Source organism: Vibrio sp. S12_S33, assembly GCF_963889785.1.
In the GTDB taxonomy this organism is placed as follows: Bacteria; Pseudomonadota; Gammaproteobacteria; order Enterobacterales; family Vibrionaceae; genus Vibrio; species Vibrio aestuarianus.
Window position 1 is genome coordinate 44,897 of sequence record NZ_CAWPQZ010000008.1, and the last position, 22,832, is coordinate 67,728.

Genomic DNA, 22,832 nt, shown 5'->3' on the forward strand with positions numbered 1-22,832 from the left:
AACTGCCTAAGTTAGCTTAAGGTGCTAGCGCCATGCAAATTAAAGAGCCTGCATTTTAGCAGGCTTTTTCTCGATCAGTTTTTAACTCAATTTAAAGCTGATTTTATTTTTCTTCATCTGGCAGTTTGACATTCAATTCCAACACAGCGATATCATCTCCTTTATGCTCAAATGTTAGCTCAACCATGGAAGGGTCAATGGGAACATATTTAGCAATAGCTTTTAGAATATCTTCTTTCAACTGCGGCAAATAAGTCGGTGCAGGGTCACTTTGGCTACGACGCTCCGCAACGATGATCTGTAAACGTTCTTTCGCCAGATTAGCGGATGTCTTTTTTTGTGGTCTGAAGAACTCAAGTAGTGACATAGTGCTTAACCTCCAAATAGTCGTTTAAAGATGCCTTTTTTCTGTTCCGTGACGAAGCGAAAATCAACTTGTTGGCCTAATAGACGCTCAACTGCATCACCGTAAGCTTGGCCTGCATCTGCCTGTTCGTCAAAAATAACCGGTACGCCTTTGTTGGAAGCATTCAACACAGCTTGACTTTCTGGAATTACACCCAGTAGAGAAATGTGCAGGATCTCTTCAACATCTTCCACGCTCAGCATTTCACCTTGTGTCACACGTGTTGGGTTATAACGTGTGAGAAGCAGGTGTTGTTTGACCGGTTCTAGGCCCTGTTCTGAGCGCAGTGATTTTGAGTCTAAAATTCCAAGAATACGGTCAGAATCTCGCACTGAAGATACTTCTGGGTTGGTGGTCACAATTGCTTCGTCGGCAAAGTAAAGCGCCATTAGTGCGCCTTGTTCAATACCTGCTGGAGAATCACAGATGATGAAATCAAAACCCATCGCATCGAGTTCATCGAGTACGCGCTTGACGCCATCCTTAGTCAGCGCATCTTTATCGCGAGTTTGTGATGCGGGAAGAATGAATAAATTGTCTGTACGCTTGTCTTTGATCATCGCTTGGTTGAGTGTAGCTTCACCGTTGATGACATTGACAAAGTCATACACAACGCGGCGTTCGCAGCCCATGATAAGGTCAAGGTTACGTAAACCAATATCGAAATCGATAACCGCAGTTTTTTTACCTTTTAAAGCCAAACCTGATGCTATGGCTGCGCTTGAGGTCGTTTTACCTACGCCGCCTTTTCCTGACGTTACAACAATAATGCGTGCCATTATATTTTCCTTGTTAATTTTTAAATCGTAAGCGTTTCAAAGTGTAGTGAGTCATCAACCATGCTGAGCATCACTTTCTTTTGCCAAAACTCACTTTCAATTTGATCACTAAGCCAGTAATTACCAGCAATGGATACCAACTCAGCTTGTAAATCGTGACAAATAATTCGTGCTTCGGTTTGACCGCCTGCGCCTGCGATGGCTCTGCCTCGCAATGTGCCATAAACATGTATAGAGCCATCAGCAATCACTTCTGCTCCAGCACTGACATGATTTAGGATCACTAAATCACCATCTTTAGCATACACTTGTTGTCCAGAGCGGATTGGAGTACGAACAACTTTGTTTGGGGCCATCTTTGCGGGTGCTTGAGCTGGGGACTTACTTGCGTTCATCACGGCAAAACCGGCTTCTGATGCCAAGTTTTGGCTGCGTTTATCTTTACAGCCAGTCACTCCTACCGGAATCATTCCTGCTTCACTGATCCCCTGTTTTAGCATGATGAAATCAAGCTCGCCCATTACCTTGGCAATATTGATAACTACCGGGGCTGATGCAAAAAAAGCTGGGGCTTGGGTTACTTTTTCCTTGAGAAACTCAATGGTATTGGCAACTTCATTGTCGCAAAGGTGTAAAACTGACAAAGTAAAACTGCTACCTTTTAGGTCAGGAGTATTGGACATCTTATTTTTGACCTCAATAACTAATGGCTTCACTAGAAAGGGCGTTGCCTGAAACTAGGGTTGTCATGTTATATTTACTCACTTAGCTCAGCAAGTTATCTACTGCCAAATGTTTGTATTAATCTCAAATTTGGCGAAAATTTAACGTTTATCACTTAATCTGCTTAAAAAGCCGATTTATTACAAGAAAGGGTTGTCATGCTTTGTTCTATCTACAAAGGCTCAAAAAAAGAAGGTACCTATCTTTATATTCCGAAAAAAGACGATTTTTCACAGGTCCCTGACACGCTGATGCAGATGTTCGGTAAACCTACTTTGGTGATGGTAGTGAAATTAGAAGGACGGACGCTTGCTCAGGTCAACATTGAGAAAGTGAAAGAGTCTTTGGAAAATGAAGGCTATTTCTTACAGTTACCACCGCCACCAGAAAATGTACTTGAAAACTACAAACAACAAAAAGCTCAGCAACAAGGCCGCTAGGTTTTTAGCTCAAGGAGGGCGATTTGAGAAAATTATTGTCAGTCGTATTAGGTTTGAGTCTTACCGCGCCGTTAATGGCGAATGAAGTCAGTTTCGAACAGTATGTCGAAAGCTTAAAACAGCAAGCGCGCAGTGAAGGAATCTCAGAGCAAATTTTAAGCGATGCTTTCAAAGATGTTGCTTACAAGCCGCGTGCGGTCAAAGCGGATCGTAATCAGCCAGAAAAAAAATTGACGCTGGACGAATATATTCCCCGTGCTGTGCCAGATTGGAAAGTAAACCAAGCCAAAGCCTTGTATGAAAAGCACTATGATCAACTTAGCCGTATTGGAAAACTGTATGGTGTACAACCTCGTTTTATCGTGGCGTTATGGGGAGTGGAAAGTAATTTCGGTGCATTGATGGGGGGTTATAGTGTCATTGATGCTTTAACGACTATGGCTTATGACGGTAGAAGAGAGGCATTTTTTCGTAAAGAGACTATGGCTGCACTGCAGATTCTACAGCAAGGTCATATCAATGCTGACGACATGAAAGGGTCATGGGCAGGTGCAATGGGCCAATGTCAATTTATGCCTAGTTCATTTTTAGCCTTCGCTTCTGATGGCAATGGTGATGGCAAAAAAGATATTTGGGGTACTAAAGAAGATGTGTTTGCTTCCACTGCCAATTACTTAAGCCAGTCAGGGTGGGATGATAAATACACTTGGGGTCGACAAGTGAAAATCCCGAAAGGATTTGACCATGCACTAGAAGGACGTCAATCAGAAAAAGGCAAATTCCTGCAAGAGTGGTCCAAGCTAGGCGTTACTCGTTATGATGGCCGCCCGTTGCCCACGCTAACAGACGATATCCAAGCTTGGTTGATTATGCCAGACGATGAAGCAGGTCGAGTCTATTTGGTATATAACAATTACAACGTGTTGATGAAGTGGAATCGTTCGTATTATTTTGCTCTTGCCGTTAGCCATTTAGCAGACCGCATCGCCAGTTTTTAGTTACAGTTGAATTCACTACTCAACCGATGTGTGAATTCAACCAATCGTTTAAAAATTCACACTTTTGTGAATGACTCTGTGGTGATTTACTTTTGTTTTAGTTATCATTGTTGGTGTTATTTTCGACTGAAGTCACATTTATTGGTGTTTTGGTTGTATTTAGTGGTCGAAATTACTTGCTAGCAACGGCTGGTGGTAGCACTTTACAGAGGAATCTTGGTGGCGCATGACGTTCACAGTTTTGTAGCGGATAAACTATCTGAAGTGGTTCTAACAAAACATCACCGGCAACGGATGATGGTTTTTGCTTTGACGCTATTTGGTATAGTGTTTCTTGGTGTTTTTTCTGGCTATTGTTTTTATAAAGGTCAAACGTTACTGGCAACGACTTTAGCGTTCTATACGGGTTTTGGCTTGCTGACGGTTTGGCTATTGATACGTTGGCGAACGGTTGGCTTGGTTTGCCTTTCTGCGATTGTTTACTCTTTAAGCTTATACCTTATCATAACTGGTGGATATGAAGGTGCGGGGGTAATGTGGGTATATCCGCTTGCCGCAATCGGAATATTTATTAATCAATTTAAGTCTGGTTTACTTCTCTCCTTTCTATTTATTACTGGTGTTTTTATAACGCTCGCTTTCCAATTGTCGATCTACGAATATTCTCATGTGATGAGTATCCGCTTGGTCATTACATTGATTGCATTAAGCGGTATGTGCCATATTTTAATTTACTTTCAGTCTCAAATGGATGACTACATACTTAAAATGCATGAGGAAGGTATTCATGAACTCGCTTATATTGACTCACTGACCAAGTTAGCTAACCGTTCTAGTTTCAACTCAGTACTTTATCATTCCATGCAATTAACTCATCACTACCAAAGCGCAATAATTTATATCGACTTAGATAATTTCAAGAACATTAATGATCGCTATGGTCATAATTATGGCGACATCGTCCTAGCTGAATTTGGCTTAAAGTTGAAAGCCGTTGCCGAGCAATATCTACAACAAAGCCTAGGTGCATATGATGTTGCTCGCATCGGTGGCGATGAATTTGCTATTTATGCGAAAGAGTATGCCAGCGAGCAGGATGTCGTGAACATGGCAAATGAGATCATTGCACTATTTTCTAGCCAGCAGCTCTCTTCACTAAAAAAAGTAGTGAACGATGTTGGAGCAAGTATTGGTATTGCATTCGTTGACACGGAAAAGATGGACTTGAGTGATAGCCTGACGATTGCAGACAGGGCTATGTATCAAGCCAAAAAGGCAGGCAAAGGTAAAGTTTGCGTTGCTGAGGCGTACTAGGAAAGGGGAGAGAGTTACGCCCCCCGCCAATAACAGTTATTTTTTAGTATGAAACTGTTCACACGCAAGCATCGTATTTTCTATCAGACTTGCCACCGTCATTGGGCCAACGCCACCAGGAACTGGTGTGATAAAGCTTGCTTTCGCCCTAGCGACATCGTACTCCACATCACCCACTAGTTTGCCTGATTCCAAGCGGTTAATGCCAACATCGACCACTACCGCACCGTCTTTCACCCAAGCACCTGGAATAAAATTGGGTTTACCAACAGCAACGACCAAAACATCAGCTTGGCGTACATGGTGCTCTAAATCTTTAGTGAAGCGGTGGCATGTCGTTGTCGTACAGCCCGCAAGCAGTAATTCAAGTGTCATTGGGCGGCCAACAATATTGGAAGCGCCAACAATCACCGCGTGTTTACCGCGTAGTTGAATATTGTAGCGATCGAGCAGTGTGATAATGCCTTTTGGTGTGCATGAGCGCAGTTTAGGAATGCGTTGCGCTAAACGGCCTACATTGTATGGATGGAAACCATCCACATCTTTCTCAGGAATGATGCGCTCAAGTACATGAGTTGTGTCAATGCCAGCCGGTAGTGGCAGTTGTACTAAGATGCCATCAATTTCTGGATCTTCATTAAGTTGATCGACTAACGTCAGTAACTCTTCTTCACTGGCAGTGGCAGGAAGGTCATAAGATTTCGATACAAAACCAACTTCTTCACACGCTCTACGCTTGCTGCCAACATAAACTTGCGATGCAGGATCTTCACCGACTAATACAACAGCAAGGCCTGGCGCGCGCAACCCTGCTTGATTACGAGCTTTTACTCGTGCTGCGACTTCTGAGCGAACGGTTTGTGAGATGAGTGTTCCATCAATATTTTGAGCGGTCATGACTTTCCTTACACATTCGTAGCGAAAATTTTTGCGCGCATTGTCGCAGATATTTTGAATAACATCCACAAGCAAACGTTTGCCTTGTTTTGTTTTTCATCAGTATATTGCTGGGCGACTCTTTTTTAGGCATTTGAAACAAAATGTTAGAGAAAGCGATTGATTTACCGAGTTCAACTCGTATAATCCTTTCCCTGTAGCGCGCCCTTAGCTCAGCTGGATAGAGCACGTCCCTTCTAAGGATGTGGTCGTAGGTTCGAATCCTACAGGGCGTGCCATTTATTCTAGAAGCCTGATAGCTTATTAAGTTGTCAGGCTTTTTTCGTTTGTGGGATTAATTATCGCTTAGTGGTTGAGAGCTAATTTGTTCACTGAGCTTAAATAATAATGCACTGGCTTCCATATGTTGCGGATAGTTATTAAACAATTGGCGCGTTTCTTCGGTCATATCCAATAAATCGCTCGGCAGTTGCCACTGCAAGGCTGTGGTGTACAGCATGGCTTTGAGGGGTTTATAAACTTGTTGTTCATAAGCCTGCATTAATTGCTCTAAAAGACATTCGCGCTCCGATTCAGTGCGAAGTGGTGATTTACTTTGATCAAGAAACTGACGGTAGATTTCACTATCAATCAGCATTTCCATCAGAGAAATGTTATCTTTTGCTCGTTCGTTGAGTTCATCTTTTATGATGCTTAGCCAATGTTCTTTGGTTAAATCACTAGCAACAACATCATCAAATTGGTTTCGTATTTTTGTTTCGATGGAAGCTTGTGCCTGCTTAAGAACGGAGCGAACAACTTGGAAAGGTAGTTGGAATTCTCTACATAATTCAACGATAAGCGCATGAAAACCACCGCCAGGAAGATGGAGGTTGTGTTTGAAGGTGGCTATTGCATCGGTTTGTTCTATTGTTAATTCGCACATGTCATCACCTTGTTGTCTGTTAAATATAAAAAATCAGCTCGATAGGTGAGTGACACTACCGAGCAATGATGCATGTTAATCTTTCATCAAGAGTTATGCGATAAAAAGCGCTTACTGCGATGCTGAGTAATCAAACGATTTATCTGATATCGATGTCAGTACAATTCTGGAACGGCTTACTAAGGTGATTTGTGCAAGACCATCTGTATATTGCATTGTATGGCCGTTGTCGATATTTCTTAGTTCACCATTTGTTAAGCCTAACTGCCACATTGGCAGGGCTATGCTTATGTCTTGTTTTGATAAATTTATACCAACAACTATATTTTGTTCAGTGTGTTTTCGGGCAAAGACAAAACTTTTATCATCGCTAAACAACAGATAAAAATCGCCTTTTTGCAGCGCGATGGAATTTTTTCTAAGAGCGATTAACTGTTGGAAGAATGGGTAGTACGGTGATTGCTCAACGTGATCCCATGGCATACAGCGGCGGTTGTCAGGATCATGGCTACCTTCTAGCCCAACTTCGGTTCCATAGTAAATACAAGGTGTTCCAATATAGGTAAACAATAGCGTGCTGGCTATTTTAAAGAGTGCCGAATCGTATTTAACCAATTCGATAAAACGAGCTGTGTCATGACTATCTAATTGATTTAATTGTGATAACTGATTGGCCCAAGGTAATTTTGCACGAGCTTCAGCAAGCCAGTCGAGAAACTCTGACACACTGATATCAATGGGGTCGAAAGCGATATCCAATTTAGCTAATAAAGCTCTGATAGGGTGAGCAAAGCCATAGTAGTTCATTGCGCCATCTTCTTGATCACCTTGTAGCCATTGTGTGGCTTCGAAAAAGTGTTCACCTAATACATAGCAATTAGGGTTGGTTTGTTTGGCTGACTGGCGAAAAGCTTTGACATAGTGAGCATTGTTTTTTGCGCCTTCTCCTTCACCAAGCATATGAATGACATCAAATCGCCATGCATCAATGCAGTATGGTTGTTTAAGCCAGTACTTTATAACTGAGTCTTTAGCTTGGTAAATGGTGTCTTTCACTTTCTGGTTTTCGAAGTTTAAAACAGGCAGATTGGCGATACCTTTCCAACCTATATAATTTTGGCTATCACCATCGAAAAAATAATAATCACGATAGGGTGATAATGGAGATTGGTAAGCACCAATCGTTGAATGCGTACCTTGGCGGTTAAACCAAGGGTGTTCGGTAGAAGTATGGTTAAAAACCGCATCAAGCATGATTTTCATATTACGCTGACGTAAGTTCTGACAAAGAGCCGCAAAATGCTTGTTCGTCCCCAAATGTGGATCGATAGTGTAATAGTCTGTGCAATCGTATTTATGGTTACTGGGTGCACGGAAAATAGGGTTAAGGTAAAGTGCGGTGACGCCGAGATGTTGTAAGTAATCCAGTTTGCTTTCGACGCCATACAAGTCGCCACCATAGAATTCACATCCACCATGGCCATTTTTCGTATCGACAGCTTCTCCCCAAACTTTTGCTTGAACCATCTTCTTACCACCATTGACTGCGTATTGGCCAGTCTTAACGCTTATCTCTGGTTTGCCATTAGCAAAGCGATCAGGGAATATTTGATAGAAAACTTGCTCGTTGACCCACTCTGGTGGTTGGTGGTTGGCATTAAATTTAAAGTGAAATTCTTTACTTGGGATACGTTTAGATATGGATTTTGCATCTAACCACCACTGACCATTTTCTTGTAGCAGCTTGAATACATAGTGCGTGATATTTCGGTCACTGTTGAGCGGGATGGTTGCTTGCCAGTAATTGAGATATGGTGTTGCGCTACTCAAGACCATATCAACTAGGTATTCTTCGTTATTTGGTTCATGACGAATTTGAACTTTGGTCAGCGAAAAGGCTTTCTCTGTGGCTAATTTTATGGTGAGTTGGTCACCTTCTCGCACAACCCAATCAGCCGTTTGACCGTGATAGAAGAAAGGATGAGTCATCGTTTTACTCCCAAATCAGTTCGATAAAATGCGCTGAAAGTGGTGAAAACTGAAGTGGTACGTAGGCTGTATCTTCTTTTTCATTCACTATCAATACCAGTGCTTGCTGGGTAAGGTGATCAAACAGTGGATATTCCCCCTCGCTTAATCCCCAATACTTAATCAATGCCATCGGAATACTTAGATGTAATGATTTCGAGTGAGTGTCACTGAAGTTCGCTGCCAGGATCAGTTTTTGAGTGGTATTCCCTCGAGCAAAAGCAAATAGGCTGTCTTGCAGAGGAGCAAAGTTGTCAACGTTTTGCGCATACAAATCATGATATTCGCCCATCAAGGCCGGGCTCTGTTTGGCTAAATTGAGCAATGTGCAATAAAAATCGCGAAGTTGCTTTTCACTATCAGTTAATTGGCCACCATCAAATAGGCCGTTGTTCATCCAACGTTGATGATTTGGCACGCCAATATAGTCGAAGATAGAAGTGCGAGATGGCTGACCAAAGCCTGCATGTTCGGCACCCGCTTCCCCGACTTCTTGTCCGAAATAAATCATGGTTGGCGCGGTCGATAAGCATGTTGAAATCAACATCGCGGGGATCGCTTTTTCAGCACTTCCTGCAAATTGTGGTGATGCTATACGCTGCTCATCGTGATTATCGAGAAAGTGCAGCATGTGATGTTCAATATCACGCAATTGATATTCAATGCGGCCAATCTCTTTGGTCGAACCATGACCTTGCATCACCGCTTTTAATGAATCGTAAAGGTCTACTTTATCGTAGAGATAATCCATCTTTCCTAGCTGAATATAATCTCGGTATAGCTCCGGTTGGTACACTTCGGCTAACAAAAATGCGTGTGGATTTTGTTGTTTAATCGCCGAGTTCATATAGCTCCAGAACTCAATAGGCACCATTTCTGCCATGTCGTAGCGAAAGCCATCGACGCCTTTATTGATCCAATACAGCGCAATATCGCGAAACTTGACCCATGAGTCTGGCACGCTTTTATCTTGCCAGAATGCGGCATGCTCACGGTGAGACTTAAAACGGTACTCTTCTGGTAACGACACAAAATCTTTGCTGCCGTCGGGTCTTATGCCGTAATTTACTTTGACGGTTTCGTACCAGTCATCCGCATTGGGTTTAGCAAGTCGTGAACCATTGCCTGTCCATTTTGCAGGATATTCATGGTATGGCGTTGCTAAATCAGGGTGCTTTTCGCCACCGAGTGGCAAAAGGGAAGTAGGTATATCAGGCAGTTCAAATGGCTGCTGTGGAATGTAATAGAAGTTGTTATCTCTTGCATATTCGACACTGGTGTCATCATTGGCTCCGAAATCATTTACACCAGCAGGGTTATTTAAGCCGCGATACTGCCTTGCAACATGATTAGGGACGATATCGATGATGACTTTCATACCCGCATTGTGCGTTCGGTGAATTAATGCTGCAAACTCTTCATTTCGCTGTGCAGGGTTATCGGCTAAATCTGGATTGACCGAATAGTAGTCTTTGACAGCATAGGGTGAGCCTGCACGGCCTTTGACCACACTTGGGTGATCGTTGTGAATGCCGTATTGAGTGTAGTTACGAACCAAAGCATGGTGGGGTACACCGGTATACCAAATATGGGTGATGCCCAACTTTTGAATTTCAGCCAGCGCTTGATGAGTAAAATCATTGAATCTACCCAAGCCATTTTGTTCGGCGCTGCCCCACGGAGTATTGACACTCTTTTTATTACCAAATAAGCGCGTGAATACTTGATAGATATTGTATTTATTAGTGGTCATAACGGTTGAACCTAAGCCATCACGTTGATATCAATATTGGATGAGTTTTAGGCTAGTTGAAGAGCAATGAGACAAAATCCTCCTTGATGCATTAATTGGGGGCGTAGATGGCAAGGAGTGAGCGGAAGTGTGATGCGGTTTGAATTATTTGGAACGCTAACTAGCATAGACCTCACTAACTGGTGAGGTCTATGGATAGAGAGCAAACGCTTACGAGCGTTTAGCTTGCTTAGAGCGAGAAGGGGGACGAGACGCATTGGAGCGGTCGTTATCACGCTTTTTCAAGTGGTAATTTAAAATCGAAATAGGTACGTCTTTTTTCGGGGTAAAGCCTTCAATCTCTTTGCGTACCAATAAATGTCCTAAGCGACTTTCAATCATACATAAGTTTTTAAAGTCATCTCTTGATACCAGTGAGATTGCTTCGCCTGTAGCACCTGCGCGACCAGTACGACCGATACGGTGAATGTAGTTTTCAGCTGGGTAGGGTAGATCGTAATTGATAACACGTTCTAAGTTGTCGATATCAATCCCGCGAGCCGCGACGCCAGTCGCAATCAGAAATTGAAGCTTACCGGCTTTGAAATCGGCCAATAATTTTTCTCGAACTTCTTGGCTACGCCCGCTATGAAATGCTTCGGCGGTGATGCCGCGTTTTTCCAATTGACTGGCTAACTTGGCAGCGCCGTGTTTGGTTTCAATGAAAATCATCGCCTGCTGCCATTGGTTTTCATTGATCAAATGGCTAAGCAGAGCGGATTTTTGATCTTTATCGACCGTGATGATCCACTGCTCAATTTGATTTGGTGTTTTGTTGTAGCCCGCAACATCAATTTCGATTGGGTTATTAATCGCTGATTTTGCCAGTTCGCGTACTGGGCGAGAGAGTGTTGCAGAAAACAGCAAGTTCTGACGATCAAGCGGTAGACGATCAACAATTTTATTGATGTCTTCAATGAAGCCCATATCCAACATGCGGTCGGCTTCATCCATGACTAACACTTCCAGCTCGTCAAAATGGACAGCACGTTGTCCATACATATCAAGCAAGCGGCCTGGTGTGGCGATCAAAATATCCACACCTTCAATCAAGCGTTGTTTCTGTTTTTGAGAATCAACTCCGCCGTACATTGCAAGCGATGTCAGTGAAAGATATTTCGCATATTGCGTAATGTTTTCTTCTACTTGCAGTGCTAACTCACGAGTTGGAGCAAGAATTAATGCACGTACGCGTTTGGCACGCTGTGTTTTTCCTTGGCTGAGCATTTGTAGAATAGGCAATACAAAACTGGCCGTTTTACCGGTACCGGTCTGCGCCGCCGCTATCACATTTTTACCCGTTAAAATGGCTGGAATCGCCTTTTCTTGGATGGGAGTGGGGGCGGAATAACCGAGTTCGGTAACGGCTTTTAAGATTGGATCGCTCAATCCAAGATTGGAGAATGGCATGCTGACTCTCAGAATTATGATAATTTGGTAGGATTAGCCCAACAAGGCTCAACCTGTGTCGATAAGAGCACATTCTAGCATGAAGTCAGTAAACGCGAACGAAGATCGCACATTTTAGCGATAGCTATTTTGTTGTTCATGAAAAGCAGTGATACCACTTGAGTATCACTGCTGCTAGTCGAAGTTATTTAGCTGAACGTTTTTGAGTAAATCCGCCATATAGGTCTAAGCGTCGATGGCGTAAGTTAGTGACGGAGCCTTCCATGTTAAGCTGCTTGAGTTTGTCTAAATCAACGTCTGCAAAAATGATCATTTCAGTGTTAGGGCTTGCTTCTGTGATCGTTGCATCGTGTGGGAAATAGATATCAGAAGGGGAGAAAACCGCCGACTGAGCATACTGAATGTCGACGTTATCCACCCTTGGAAGGTTTCCAACACTGCCGCCAATAGCAACATAGCATTCGTTTTCGATGGCACGGGCTTGTGAGCATAAGCGTACGCGTTGGTAACCATTTTTGGTATCAGTCCAAAATGGCACGAAGATGATCTGCACATCTTGTTCTGCCATCATTCTGCCAAGTTCTGGAAACTCACTGTCGTAGCAAATCAAAATACCGACACGTCCTGCATCGGTTTCAAAAACCTTCACTTTATCGCCACCATCAATCACCCAGTCTCTTTTTTCATGTGGAGTAATATGAATTTTATACTGCTCGTCTATCGAGCCATCTCGATGCAGCAAATAGGAGACATTATACAGTTGGTCATCTTTGATCACTGGCATACTGCCTGCAATAATGTTGATGTTGTAGGTGACTGCCAATTGTGAAAAATGCAGTTTTATTTCGTCGCTGAATGAAGCAAGAAAGCGTATTGCTTCAACTGAATTCTTATCATTTTGCAAACCCATTAACGGCGCATTGAAAAACTCTGGAAATAAGGCGAAATCGGCCTTGTAGTTGGACAGTGATGACACAAAAAATTCAGATTGTTGCATCAAGTCTTCGACGCTTTCCATCGCGCGCATCTGCCATTGCACAATGCCTAAGCGAACAATAGTCTTTTCAATATCATGAATGGAAAAGATATCTTCTTCATAGAAGAAATTATCCCATTCTAATAATGTTGCGTAGCCTTGTGAGCTGTCGTCTTCCGGTAGGTAGTGACGCATAATACGTTTTACGTCGAAATCATTAGCTAACTGAAAAGATAAAATAGGGTCATGCAGCTCGCGTCTTTTGATTTTTTCTATATATTCAGCGACCTTCATTTCTTTGGCATGTTTAGCGTAACCTGGAATACGTCCACCAGCCAAAATCGCTTTTAAGTTATTGCTGCGACATAACTCTTTTCTTGCCTCGTAAAGACGCCTTCCTAAACGCAAACCTCGGTAATCTGGGTGGACAAACACATCCAAACCATAAAGTGCATCGCCACTGGTTTTATGTTGAATCACATTATTTTCATTGATGATGTCGGTATAGACGTGCGGTAATGACATCCGGTTATAGTCAACTTTAATTGTTAATGCTGCGCCAACAATGCGCCCATCATCTTCAATACAAATTTGCCCGTCAGGAAACTGATGCACTAGGTCCATGATGGTCATCCGTGGCCATGACCCGCCAACGTCATGAAAAACCAGATCCATTAACGCCGCCAGTTCAGAATAATCACTCGTATCTATGACTCTTAAGGTTAAGCGTGGGGTTGATTTTCTCATTGAATAAGTGTCCTTTTTTTATTTATCTGGATTGCTCGTTAGAAATCAACTGACTGATAGCCAGGAAGAAATAGCAACGAGTAATACGACATTTTCACTATCTCTTAACCTTTTGAAGATTACTAGCACAGCATCGTTAATTTTTTATCGAGATAAAAACAATATTGTTAACAACTACTGTGGGGAGTTAGATTCGCATCACAGAGCTTTTCGGATAAAAAATATCCATATCCGATATATTAAACCTACGGTTTTGTAAGGGAATTCATTCATGGAAGATCAACAGTTACCCGTCCAATATACGGTGGTCAGTGCGCTTAAATTAGTAAGAGCAAACTGGCTGACGCTGCTTTTTCTGTCTGCTCCTTTTTGTGTAGTGAATAGCTATTTTGTTTTAGGTTGGGTTGATATTTCAGAGCCTCAAGTTATCTTTACACCATTGAATATGCTGATTGGTTTACTTTATTTGGCGACAGCAGCAATGGCGGCCGTTCGGATTCACCGTTTGGCACTGTTAGATGAAAAGTCATGCAGCTTAGGGGCTATTTTCCATATCAGTATCCGTGAGTGGCGATTTGTGGGGTGGTGGGGGGTATTGGCGAGTGCTCTGTTTGGTGCGATGTTTATCCCTTTGTTTCTGGTCGGGTCACTTGCAAGTACTGTTGGTGCTGCACAATGGGTGTTACAGCTTATGACTTATGGCGTGATGCTTCCTATTTGCTGGCTATTAGCGCGTTGGTCACTGGTGTTACCTGCAACGGCTTTAGACCATCAACCAAGAGGGTTAACTATTGCGTGGCGCAGGTCGAAGCCACACAGTAAATCGCTGTTTATTTTGATTGGTGTGATCCCAACATTGATCAATATCGTGTTGCAACCATTGTTTGCGTCCAATATTTTGATGGTGACATTCTTAGCCTCTGCAATTTGGCTGTTTGTTTGTGCAGTTGAAATTTGTATTTTGTCATTGAGTTATCAATGGATCATTCAACGCGAAGCGGCAGAGCAGAAGTTAGAAATCCGCGTGCCAGAATTTAATGCTTAAAGCTTCATTGGTATATACCCAAACCACTTGCAGTTGCAGGTAGGCGGCAAGTGAGTTCATCCCCATTAGCATAGATACACTATGTGATTGGGGTGAGTGAACGTAGCCAACACCGCTGCAAATTCAAGTCGGAAGGGTATAAGGTTTATTTTTATCAGAGACCGTTTATTCACAAGGTGGAGCTAAATGAATAAGTGCCAACCCACCTAATGATGTTTCTCGATATTTTTTGTTCATGTCCTTACCAGTTTGAAACATAGTATCGATGACTTTATCTAAAGATATTAAACACTTGCTAGTTCGTTTCAATGCCATTCGAGAGGCGTTTATCGCTTTCATTGCTCCCATGGCATTTCGCTCAATGCATGGTACTTGGACTAAACCACCAATCGGGTCACAGGTCATACCCAGAGAATGTTCCATCGCGATTTCTGCGGCAATGCATATTTGTTCGTTACTGCCGCCTCTCAGTGCGGTTAACCCTGCCGCAGCCATTGAGGAAGACACGCCAATTTCACCTTGACAACCTACTTCAGCGCCAGATATTGATGCATTGGTTTTGTACAAAATTCCAATCGCGCCAGCAACGGCTAGAAAATCTTTCAACTGTTTGGTGTCGAGCGGCTTAATGAAACGATGGTAGTACATTAGCACCGCAGGAATAACGCCAGCGGCACCGTTAGTGGGTGATGTGACCACTTGTCCACCCGCTGCATTTTCTTCGCTTACTGCAAAAGCAAATAAATTAATCCAATCCATGATTTCCATTGGGTCATTCTCTATTGCCGCATTTGCTTCCAGCTTTTTTAATAGCGCAGGTGCTCGGCGAGTGACATGCAGCCCTCCTTCTAATATTCCTTCTGTTTCTAAACCTCGTTGCATACACAGCGACATGACCTTCCAAATTTGGTCAGCTTTTTTATTGATTTCTTCTACGCTTTGAAAGGCAAGTTCATTGCGGAGCACTAAACCACCTAAACTGAGCCCATTTTTTTCAGCTTTGAATAGGAGCTCGTCGGCAGAGGAGAAAGAGAATTCGACGTCTACCGTCGGTTGACTGCTGCCATGTTGCAGCTCTTGCGCTGTGGTAACAAATCCGCCCCCGACTGAATAATAGGTTTCAAAGGCAAGCTGCTGCCCTTGTTTACCAAAGGCTGTAATAGTCATGCCATTTTCGTGCAGTGGCAGGTTGGTCGATTGGAAAATAAGGTCGGTTTGAACGTCAAAAGAGATATTGTGAGAGCCTGCTAAGTTGAGCATTCCCTCTTCGAAAGCAACGGCTAGTGATTGCTTGGCACTGGTTATTTTGATGGTGTCGGGCTTATTGCCCAGTAAACCAAGAACGACCGCTCGGTCGGTATGGTGGCCCTTACCGGTTAACGATAAAGACCCATAAAGATCAACTTGTACTCGCTTTACTTCAGAAAGATCAGCAATAAGGCGTGTGAATTGATAACCGGCGATCATCGGACCGTTGGTGTGTGAACTTGAAGGGCCGACGCCAATTTTAAAAATCTCAAAAATGGATAACATGGCAATACCTACGATAAAGAGAGTGACTGTTAGCAATAGTAGCGTTTTTCGTTAGTGAAAGAGAGAGAATATTGAATGTTTTGTAACAAAAATTTAATATCTTAAATAGTTGAGTAAATGTTAAAAATTCATCATATTGTAATAACGATGTAATAATTAGTAAGAGTAACATGCAGCGTCAAGAAATGATCCAACCTGCTTTTCTCGGGGTGATAGGTAAAACCAGTCTTTTTTCGTTCGTTATCGTTATGGGTATATTTGCCTTTATCTAAATAGAGCCAACTAGGGTTGGGTTAAACTCATATACCCTAGCAACTTGGTCGGGTATTTGTTAACGTGCGAGTGTCAGAGCATAGTAAACAAAGGACTTCGCATGTCGATTTGGGATGAGGTAAAGCTACACAATCGTTACGGTCAGTTACCCACAGTTTTTTATTCTAAGGTTGATCCTACGCCATTAAAAAATGTGCGTTGGGTGGCTTGGAATAAAAAGCTAGCTTCGTTTTTGTCTTTACCAGAGTCGGTTAACGATGAGTTATTAGTCAGTTTATCGGGTCAAGCACTCCCTTCTCAATTTAAACCGCTTGCCATGAAATATGCTGGCCACCAGTTTGGAGTGTACAACCCTGAACTGGGTGACGGGCGCGGTTTACTGCTTGCTGAAATTGAAAGTCACTCAGGGGAGGTCTTTGATCTCCATCTTAAAGGGGCAGGGTTAACACCTTATTCTCGAATGGGCGATGGCCGAGCAGTTCTGCGTTCAACCATTCGTGAATATTTGTGTAGTGAGGCAATGGCAGGTTTAGGAATTGCCACCACCCGAGCACTAGCCATGATGAGCAGTGATACGCCAGTTTATAGAGAACAACAAGAACAAGGTGCTCTGTTGGTGAGAGTGGCACAAAGCCATATTCGCTTTGGTCATTTTGAGCATTTCTTTTATACCGACCAACTTACGCAGCAAAAGTTACTCGCCGATAAAGTGATTGAGTGGCACTACCCAGACTGCCTCGCTGAAGAAAAACCTTATGCCGCTATGTTTAACCGCATTGTGGATCGCACAGCCAAGATGATTGCCGATTGGCAAGCGGTCGGCTTTGCTCATGGTGTGATGAATACCGATAATATGTCGATTCTTGGTCAAACTTTTGATTATGGCCCTTTTGCATTTTTAGATGATTACGAGCCCAGTTTTATTAGTAACCATTCTGACTATCAGGGGCGTTATGCGTTTGATCAGCAGCCTAGAATTGCCTTGTGGAATTTGTCGGCGTTAGCACATGCGCTTTCTCCATTGGTTGAGCGTGCTGATCTTGAAGTCGCTCTTGCACAGTTTGAAAGACAACTTGGGTGTTATTTTAGCCAGCACATGCGCCATAAACTTGGCTTACTGACACAACAAACCGGCGATTCTGCTTTGTTTGAGCATATGTTCGAGCTGCTAACTAAAAACCATACCGATTACACACGATTTTTTAGGCAATTATCTAACCTAGATACTCAAGGATCTCAAGCAGTTATTGATCTATTCCTTGACAGGGGGGAGGCCAAAATTTGGCTCGATCACTATCTAGAACGTTGTCATTTAGAAACGGATCGATTTGGAAATTTGACATCGCTTGAGGTGCGCTGTGAAGCAATGCGCAAAGTGAACCCTAAGTATGTTTTACGTAATTACCTTGCTCAACAAGCTATCGATAAAGCGCAACACGGTGACTATCAAGAAGTGCAGCGTTTGGCACAATTACTGGCTCACCCTTTTGATGATCAACCTGAAAACGATCACTATGCGCAACTTCCACCACAATGGGGGAAAAAATTAACGATCAGCTGTTCCTCATAACCATTCCAATTTGTGATCATCATCCAGTTTGAATTCAAATTTTACATAAATATCAATAATCAAAAAAACGGTCGGTCGGTACACTGTGGCGATTAGTGGTAAAAATAAAGTCGTGGTAAAAACGGGAAAAGGGTATGCAGGCAAGAACTCGCATTGTTGTAGTAGATGATGATAAGGAAATTCGTGAGTTACTCGACGAATATCTGACCAAATCGGGCTATGAAATTATTACGCTCGCTGATGGTGTGGCATTGCTGTCTTATTTAGAGCAAAACATGTACCCAGATCTTATCTTGCTTGATGTGATGATGCCGGGTGACGACGGTTTTACGCTATGTCAAAAAATTCGTCGCAATTCAAATGTGCCAATCATTATGCTGACAGCAGTTTCTGATGAAACCGATCAAATTATTGGTTTGGAGATTGGGGCTGATGACTATGTCGCGAAACCTTTTAATCCGCGTCAGTTGATGGCTCGTATCAAAGCGCTGCTTCGTCGAGTACAAGTTTCTGAAGAGAAGCCTACCGATAGTGCGTCTCCCAAGCAGATTACTTTTGGCGATTGGCAACTGGATACTTTGTCGCATCGCATTATGCACCTTGAACGTGATGAAGGGCACGATCTCTCAGGCAGCGATTTTGCCTTATTGATGCTCTTTTTAACCCGCCCTAATGAAGTACTGGATCGTGACACTATTTCGTACGCAACGCGTGGACGCGAAGCTTTGCCTTATGAGCGTGGTATTGACGTTCAACTGAGTCGCTTGCGACAACGACTAGGCGATAGCGCTAAATATCCTCACTATATAAAAACTATGCGTGGTAATGGTTATATTCTCTCGGTTCCGGTCACGTATGGTAGTTAAACGATGCCATTGACGCCTTTATTTTCGCGACTTAAACCCAATTCTTTAGTTTCTCGCACACTACTACTGACGCTGTTAGCGGTCGTGCTTGCACAAGGGATCGCCACAGCCATTTGGTACAGCCAATCGAAACAGAAAGAACTCGAGGGGATACACTCGGTATCATCTAGTATGGCGGGTATGTTTGCTTCTACAGTGACATTTTTTCAGTCGCTGCCAGTGAAATACCGTCATATCGTACTCGACCAAATTCGTAATATGGGTGGCACGCGATTTTTTGTCTCTTTCAATAAAGAGGCATTGCTGGTGGAGCCGATTGAAGAGACGCGCTTAAAGCGAGCTTCGGTTGATGCTGTCACTGAGGTTCTCATGCAAAAATTAAACAATGTCGCTAGCATTCAAGTGGAATTTACCAAGCCTGAGCACCTACGTTTATTGAAAAATGACATTTTACTTAGTGATTTACCAAAGTCCTGGGCATACCATACGTTAACACTGGAACCTCTTAATCCACCTATTTTGGTGGTGCAAATTGAGCTTTCAAGCCATGAGTGGATCTACGTTGCCGCCTTGCTGCCCGCACCGTACGTGAAGTTAGACGATACGATTTTGGGCAAGGAGCAAATGTTATTTTTGTTCTTTTCCACCACCATATTGCTGCTACTCACTTACTTATTAATGCGCCGACAAGTTAGGCCGTTGAAAAATCTCGCTAAGGCCGCTAATGAAATGAGCATGGATATTGCCCAACGTCCTTTACGTGAAGAGGGCGCAACAGAGTTGATCACGGCCACGCAAGCCTTTAACCGAATGCAGCAACGTATTCGCCGTTATATTGCTGATAGGGAGCATCTGTTCTCTGCCATTTCTCATGATTTAAAAACGCCCATCACCCGTTTACGGCTAAGAGCTGAATTGCTCGACAGCGATATAAAACGTGAGAAGTTTAACCGTGATCTGGACGAGTTAGAGATGATGGTTAAAGGGGCATTACAGTGCGTACGCGATACCGATTTGCATGAGAATAATGCCAGCATTGATCTCAATGAGATGATTATCACTATCGCTGAGGGCTATAACTTATCTCAATCTGTGGTGCACTTCTCTCCGATTGAGATCGCTCCCGTTATCGCAAAGCCGCTGGCTATCAAGCGCGTGTTAACCAATTTAATCGGCAACGGTGTTAAATATGGTCAGCAGGTGTGGGTTAAGTTGGAAGAAACACCAGAATGGGTGGTAGTGACAATCCAAGACAAAGGCCCGGGTATTCCGGCTGATAAATTGGAGGCGGTATTTGAACCCTATTTTCGCTTGGCCGATGATGATCAAGGACACGGCTTAGGGTTGGGTATCTGCCGCAGTATTTTACATGGACATGGTGGTGATATTATTTTGCGCAACCCAGCGCACGGTGGGTTGGAAGTGCAAGTGTTTATCCCGCCTATGCTTGAAGTGTGATCTAGGATGCCAGACAATTTCTTTTTAGCAGAAAGTAAACTATGGACGTTGATATGAGTACCAACACGAGGTTATCTATCAAAAAAATACTCTTGGTTTTATCGTTGCTGTTTACTGCATCGGTTGATGCCGCTGATGTTGAAGTTCTTCATTGGTGGACTGCTAATGGAGAAGTTGAGTCGATTGATGTACTGAAAGGGATGCTAGAAGAGCAAGGTCACAGTTGGAGGGATTTTGCGGTGGCTGGTGGTGGTGGAGAAAGCGCGATGACCGTACTAAAAACCCGCGCCGTTTCGGGTAACCCACCCTCTGCTGCGCAAATTAAAGGGCGTGATATTCAAGAGTGGGCAGGGCTTGGTTTTCTGACCAATTTGAATGATGTTGCCAAACAAGGCCAGTGGGATGATGTTCTTCCGCCCGTGGTATCCGAGATCATGAAATGGCATGGCCAATATGTTGCTGTCCCAGTGAATATTCATCGTGTCAATTGGTTGTGGGTTAACCTCGTTGTATTGAAGAAACTCGATATGAAAGTCCCGATGACATTGGATGAATTTTTTGTAGCCGGAGACAAACTTAAGGCCATAGGTGTTATTCCACTTGCTCATGGTGGTCAACCGTGGCAAGACGCAACGTTGTTTGAAGTCATTGCCTTAGACGTATTGGGTCCTAAAGGCTACCAACAGGCATTTGTTGAGCTGGATATGGATGTGCTATTGAGTGATAAAATGGTCGAGGTGTTCAGCAAATTCCAAAAAATGCATGATTATATCGACGTTGATGCTCCCGGTAGAGACTGGAACGTAGCAACATCGATGGTGATAGGTGGTCAAGCTGCGATGCAGATCATGGGGGATTGGGCCAAAGGTGAATTTACCGCTGCCGGTAAAGTCGCGGGTAAAGATTACCTTTGTGTTGCTGCGCCCGGAACGGAAGGGCAGTTCATTCATAATATCGATAGTTTTGCCTTTTATGAGTTAAGCGACACCGAAAATAAGCAAGCGCAACAAGCATTGGCAACGACGATTCTTGCTCCTCAGTTCCAAGAGATATTTAATCTTAAAAAAGGCTCCATTCCTGTGCGAGTTGACGTAGATATGTCTAAGTTTGATCTATGCGCTTTAGATTCAATGAATGCCTTTAAAAACACGGCAGCATCCGCTGGGTTAGTACCTAGCATGGCACATGGCATGGCAACGACCAGCTACGTGCAAAGTGCAATGTTTGATGTAGTTACTGACTTTTTTAATGACAGCTATGCAGATCCTAAGCAGGCAGCGCGTAAGCTAGCCAAAGCAGTAAAAGCGGCGATGTAACGTTCGAGGTTGATATCCTCATGCTTTACTCGCTTATCATCTTGCTTAGTGTCATTTCCCACCCAAAATGCCGTTTTATGTGTGTCATTTCCCACCCATTGTACCAATAAGTTTTGTAGGACTTTGTCTGTTTACAAACCGCGTAATCGTGGAGAACCTTGTGGTTAAAGGCTTGTTAAATAAATGTACAAAGTTGGCTTGGTAATTGCCTTGTATAGACTATACAGCACCCATTGATGGGGCTGATATGTTCACTCAAGGAGAATAATAATGTTAAAGCCTCTAACCCTTCTTTCTGCCTCAATTATTGCCGTAACGAGTTTTAATGCCGCTGCAAACTGTGACCCTGGTGAAATGGTGATTAAATTCAGCCATGTAACCAATACCGATAAACACCCTAAAGGTATCGCAGCTTCATTGCTTGAAGAGCGTGTCAATAAGGAAATGAATGGCAAAGCCTGTATGCAGGTGTTTCCAAACTCGACACTCTATGATGATGACAAAGTGTTAGAAGCTTTGCTCAATGGCGATGTTCAGCTTGCTGCACCTTCTCTTTCTAAATTTGAGAAGTTCACCAAAAAGTTCCGCATTTTTGACCTTCCTTTTCTTTTTGATGATGTTGATGCCGTTGACCGTTTCCAAAATTCTGCTGACGGCGAAAAACTGAAAAACTCAATGGCACGTCGTGGGGTGAAAGGCCTAGAGTTTTGGCATAACGGTATGAAACAGATGTCAGCCAATAAGCCATTGTTGGTCCCTGGGGATGCCAAAGGGTTGAAATTCCGTGTTCAAGCCTCCGATGTGCTAGTGGCTCAGTTTGAACAACTTGGTGCGAACCCGCAAAAAATGTCTTTTGCTGAAGTATATGGTGGCTTACAAACCAAAGTTATCGATGGCCAAGAAAATACTTGGTCTAACACTTATGGGAAGAAATTCTTCGAAGTACAAGATGGTATCACAGAGACGAACCACGGTATTTTGGATTACTTGGTCGTGACCTCCACCAAATGGTGGGACGGTCTACCAACGGATATTCGCGATCAGTTTGCCACCATTCTAAAAGAAGTAACCGAAACGCGTAATTCCGAATCAAATCGGGTTGAGCAACAAAACAGACAGTATGTATTAGAAGCGGGCGGCGTTATTCGCACCTTGACCTCAGAACAGCGTCAAGAGTGGGTTACTGCACTTAAACCCGTATGGAAGAAGTTTGAAAAAGACATCGGTACTGATTTGATTGATGCTGCGTTGGCTTCAAACCAATAACGTACCATTTGCCCCATCAAGAGTGATGGGGCTTTCTCAATACGCTGCACCTAACTCTACCGCTGGTTTG

The 22,832-nt window shown here is 43.2% G+C and carries 19 protein-coding genes and 1 tRNA gene; 10 read left to right on the top strand and 10 right to left on the bottom strand.

Annotation, left to right across the window (positions count from 1 at the left end; all coding sequences use genetic code 11):
- Positions 1–103 precede the first annotated feature (103 nt).
- Genes minE through minC form a run of 3 tightly spaced genes read right to left on the bottom strand, consistent with a single transcriptional unit; the run spans position 104 to position 1,868 of the window.
- Positions 104–367, bottom strand: coding sequence for a cell division topological specificity factor MinE (gene minE / locus AACW06_RS05795; RefSeq protein ID WP_053310153.1), 264 nt, complete (start codon positions 365–367; stop codon positions 104–106).
- Between the two features lie 5 nt (positions 368–372).
- Positions 373–1,185, bottom strand: a complete 813-nt coding sequence (gene minD / locus AACW06_RS05800; RefSeq protein ID WP_192074375.1) for a septum site-determining protein MinD — start codon at positions 1,183–1,185, stop codon at positions 373–375.
- Positions 1,186–1,205: 20 nt separating this feature from the next.
- A complete protein-coding gene (minC, locus tag AACW06_RS05805) occupies positions 1,206–1,868 on the bottom strand; it encodes a septum site-determining protein MinC (RefSeq protein WP_192074376.1) in 663 nt (220 codons plus the stop codon).
- Positions 1,869–2,066: 198 nt separating this feature from the next.
- Here minC and AACW06_RS05810 point away from each other — a divergent pair, with 198 nt between their 5' ends.
- From AACW06_RS05810 to AACW06_RS05820, 3 genes are all read left to right on the top strand, one after another.
- Positions 2,067–2,348 (top strand): YcgL domain-containing protein, encoded by a 282-nt coding sequence (locus AACW06_RS05810; protein ID WP_168522759.1) that lies wholly within the window; start codon positions 2,067–2,069, stop codon positions 2,346–2,348.
- A 23-nt stretch (positions 2,349–2,371) separates the two neighbouring features.
- Entirely contained in the window at positions 2,372–3,346 is a 975-nt protein-coding gene (locus AACW06_RS05815; protein ID WP_192074377.1) for a lytic murein transglycosylase, read from the top strand.
- Positions 3,347–3,565: 219 nt separating this feature from the next.
- The gene (locus AACW06_RS05820; protein WP_168522754.1) at positions 3,566–4,660 is read left to right on the top strand and encodes a GGDEF domain-containing protein; all 1,095 of its coding nucleotides are present in this window, start codon (positions 3,566–3,568) and stop codon (positions 4,658–4,660) included.
- Positions 4,661–4,696: 36 nt separating this feature from the next.
- Here AACW06_RS05820 and folD read toward each other — a convergent pair whose 3' ends face one another.
- Positions 4,697–5,557 (bottom strand): bifunctional methylenetetrahydrofolate dehydrogenase/methenyltetrahydrofolate cyclohydrolase FolD, encoded by an 861-nt coding sequence (gene folD, locus AACW06_RS05825; protein ID WP_168522752.1) that lies wholly within the window; start codon positions 5,555–5,557, stop codon positions 4,697–4,699.
- A 201-nt stretch (positions 5,558–5,758) separates the two neighbouring features.
- Between folD and AACW06_RS05830 the strand changes: the two genes are divergently transcribed.
- A tRNA-Arg gene (locus tag AACW06_RS05830) sits at positions 5,759–5,835 on the top strand.
- Positions 5,836–5,891: 56 nt separating this feature from the next.
- On the opposite strand, the gene AACW06_RS05835 is transcribed toward AACW06_RS05830, so the two are convergent.
- The 5 genes from AACW06_RS05835 to AACW06_RS05855 form a co-directional block, all read right to left on the bottom strand.
- Complete coding sequence (locus AACW06_RS05835) at positions 5,892–6,482, bottom strand: hypothetical protein (protein WP_192074378.1); 591 nt, start codon at positions 6,480–6,482, stop codon at positions 5,892–5,894.
- Between the two features lie 111 nt (positions 6,483–6,593).
- A complete protein-coding gene (malZ, locus tag AACW06_RS05840; RefSeq protein WP_192074379.1) occupies positions 6,594–8,471 on the bottom strand; it encodes a maltodextrin glucosidase in 1,878 nt (625 codons plus the stop codon).
- Between the two features lie 4 nt (positions 8,472–8,475).
- Positions 8,476–10,263, bottom strand: coding sequence for an alpha-amylase family protein (locus AACW06_RS05845; RefSeq protein WP_192074380.1), 1,788 nt, complete (start codon positions 10,261–10,263; stop codon positions 8,476–8,478).
- A gap of 210 nt (positions 10,264–10,473) precedes the next feature.
- Positions 10,474–11,712 (bottom strand): DEAD/DEAH box helicase, encoded by a 1,239-nt coding sequence (locus AACW06_RS05850; protein WP_192074381.1) that lies wholly within the window; start codon positions 11,710–11,712, stop codon positions 10,474–10,476.
- Positions 11,713–11,896: 184 nt separating this feature from the next.
- Positions 11,897–13,435, bottom strand: coding sequence for a bifunctional GNAT family N-acetyltransferase/carbon-nitrogen hydrolase family protein (locus AACW06_RS05855; RefSeq protein ID WP_192074382.1), 1,539 nt, complete (start codon positions 13,433–13,435; stop codon positions 11,897–11,899).
- Positions 13,436–13,706: 271 nt separating this feature from the next.
- On the opposite strand from AACW06_RS05855, the gene AACW06_RS05860 reads away from it, so the two are divergent.
- Positions 13,707–14,480: a hypothetical protein gene (locus tag AACW06_RS05860; RefSeq protein ID WP_192074383.1), complete on the top strand. Its 774-nt coding sequence runs from the start codon at positions 13,707–13,709 to the stop codon at positions 14,478–14,480.
- Between the two features lie 165 nt (positions 14,481–14,645).
- On the opposite strand, the gene AACW06_RS05865 is transcribed toward AACW06_RS05860, so the two are convergent.
- Positions 14,646–16,013: an L-serine ammonia-lyase gene (locus AACW06_RS05865; RefSeq protein WP_192074384.1), complete on the bottom strand. Its 1,368-nt coding sequence runs from the start codon at positions 16,011–16,013 to the stop codon at positions 14,646–14,648.
- Between the two features lie 373 nt (positions 16,014–16,386).
- Here AACW06_RS05865 and AACW06_RS05870 point away from each other — a divergent pair, with 373 nt between their 5' ends.
- The 5 genes from AACW06_RS05870 to AACW06_RS05890 all read left to right on the top strand — a co-directional run bounded on the left by AACW06_RS05870 (position 16,387) and on the right by AACW06_RS05890 (position 22,762).
- Complete coding sequence (locus AACW06_RS05870) at positions 16,387–17,856, top strand: protein adenylyltransferase SelO (protein ID WP_192074385.1); 1,470 nt, start codon at positions 16,387–16,389, stop codon at positions 17,854–17,856.
- 134 nt (positions 17,857–17,990) lie between these two features.
- Positions 17,991–18,722, top strand: coding sequence for a response regulator (locus tag AACW06_RS05875; protein WP_192074386.1), 732 nt, complete (start codon positions 17,991–17,993; stop codon positions 18,720–18,722).
- Positions 18,723–18,725: 3 nt separating this feature from the next.
- Positions 18,726–20,180: an ATP-binding protein gene (locus AACW06_RS05880; protein WP_192074387.1), complete on the top strand. Its 1,455-nt coding sequence runs from the start codon at positions 18,726–18,728 to the stop codon at positions 20,178–20,180.
- 53 nt (positions 20,181–20,233) lie between these two features.
- Positions 20,234–21,496 (top strand): ABC transporter substrate-binding protein, encoded by a 1,263-nt coding sequence (locus AACW06_RS05885; RefSeq protein WP_192074388.1) that lies wholly within the window; start codon positions 20,234–20,236, stop codon positions 21,494–21,496.
- Between the two features lie 270 nt (positions 21,497–21,766).
- Positions 21,767–22,762 (top strand): TRAP transporter substrate-binding protein, encoded by a 996-nt coding sequence (locus AACW06_RS05890; protein WP_192074389.1) that lies wholly within the window; start codon positions 21,767–21,769, stop codon positions 22,760–22,762.
- Positions 22,763–22,832 lie beyond the last annotated feature (70 nt).

Coding starts and splice junctions, on each gene's coding strand:
- minE (WP_053310153.1), bottom strand. CDS start 367: ATGTCACTACTTGAGTTCTTCAGACCACAAAAAAAGACATCCGCTAAT.
- minD (WP_192074375.1), bottom strand. CDS start 1,185: ATGGCACGCATTATTGTTGTAACGTCAGGAAAAGGCGGCGTAGGTAAA.
- minC (WP_192074376.1), bottom strand. CDS start 1,868: ATGTCCAATACTCCTGACCTAAAAGGTAGCAGTTTTACTTTGTCAGTT.
- AACW06_RS05810 (WP_168522759.1), top strand. CDS start 2,067: ATGCTTTGTTCTATCTACAAAGGCTCAAAAAAAGAAGGTACCTATCTT.
- folD (WP_168522752.1), bottom strand. CDS start 5,557: ATGACCGCTCAAAATATTGATGGAACACTCATCTCACAAACCGTTCGC.
- AACW06_RS05835 (WP_192074378.1), bottom strand. CDS start 6,482: ATGTGCGAATTAACAATAGAACAAACCGATGCAATAGCCACCTTCAAA.
- malZ (WP_192074379.1), bottom strand. CDS start 8,471: ATGACTCATCCTTTCTTCTATCACGGTCAAACGGCTGATTGGGTTGTG.
- AACW06_RS05845 (WP_192074380.1), bottom strand. CDS start 10,263: ATGACCACTAATAAATACAATATCTATCAAGTATTCACGCGCTTATTT.
- AACW06_RS05850 (WP_192074381.1), bottom strand. CDS start 11,712: ATGCCATTCTCCAATCTTGGATTGAGCGATCCAATCTTAAAAGCCGTT.
- AACW06_RS05855 (WP_192074382.1), bottom strand. CDS start 13,435: ATGAGAAAATCAACCCCACGCTTAACCTTAAGAGTCATAGATACGAGT.
- AACW06_RS05860 (WP_192074383.1), top strand. CDS start 13,707: ATGGAAGATCAACAGTTACCCGTCCAATATACGGTGGTCAGTGCGCTT.
- AACW06_RS05865 (WP_192074384.1), bottom strand. CDS start 16,013: ATGTTATCCATTTTTGAGATTTTTAAAATTGGCGTCGGCCCTTCAAGT.
- AACW06_RS05870 (WP_192074385.1), top strand. CDS start 16,387: ATGTCGATTTGGGATGAGGTAAAGCTACACAATCGTTACGGTCAGTTA.
- AACW06_RS05875 (WP_192074386.1), top strand. CDS start 17,991: ATGCAGGCAAGAACTCGCATTGTTGTAGTAGATGATGATAAGGAAATT.
- AACW06_RS05880 (WP_192074387.1), top strand. CDS start 18,726: ATGCCATTGACGCCTTTATTTTCGCGACTTAAACCCAATTCTTTAGTT.
- AACW06_RS05885 (WP_192074388.1), top strand. CDS start 20,234: ATGAGTACCAACACGAGGTTATCTATCAAAAAAATACTCTTGGTTTTA.
- AACW06_RS05890 (WP_192074389.1), top strand. CDS start 21,767: ATGTTAAAGCCTCTAACCCTTCTTTCTGCCTCAATTATTGCCGTAACG.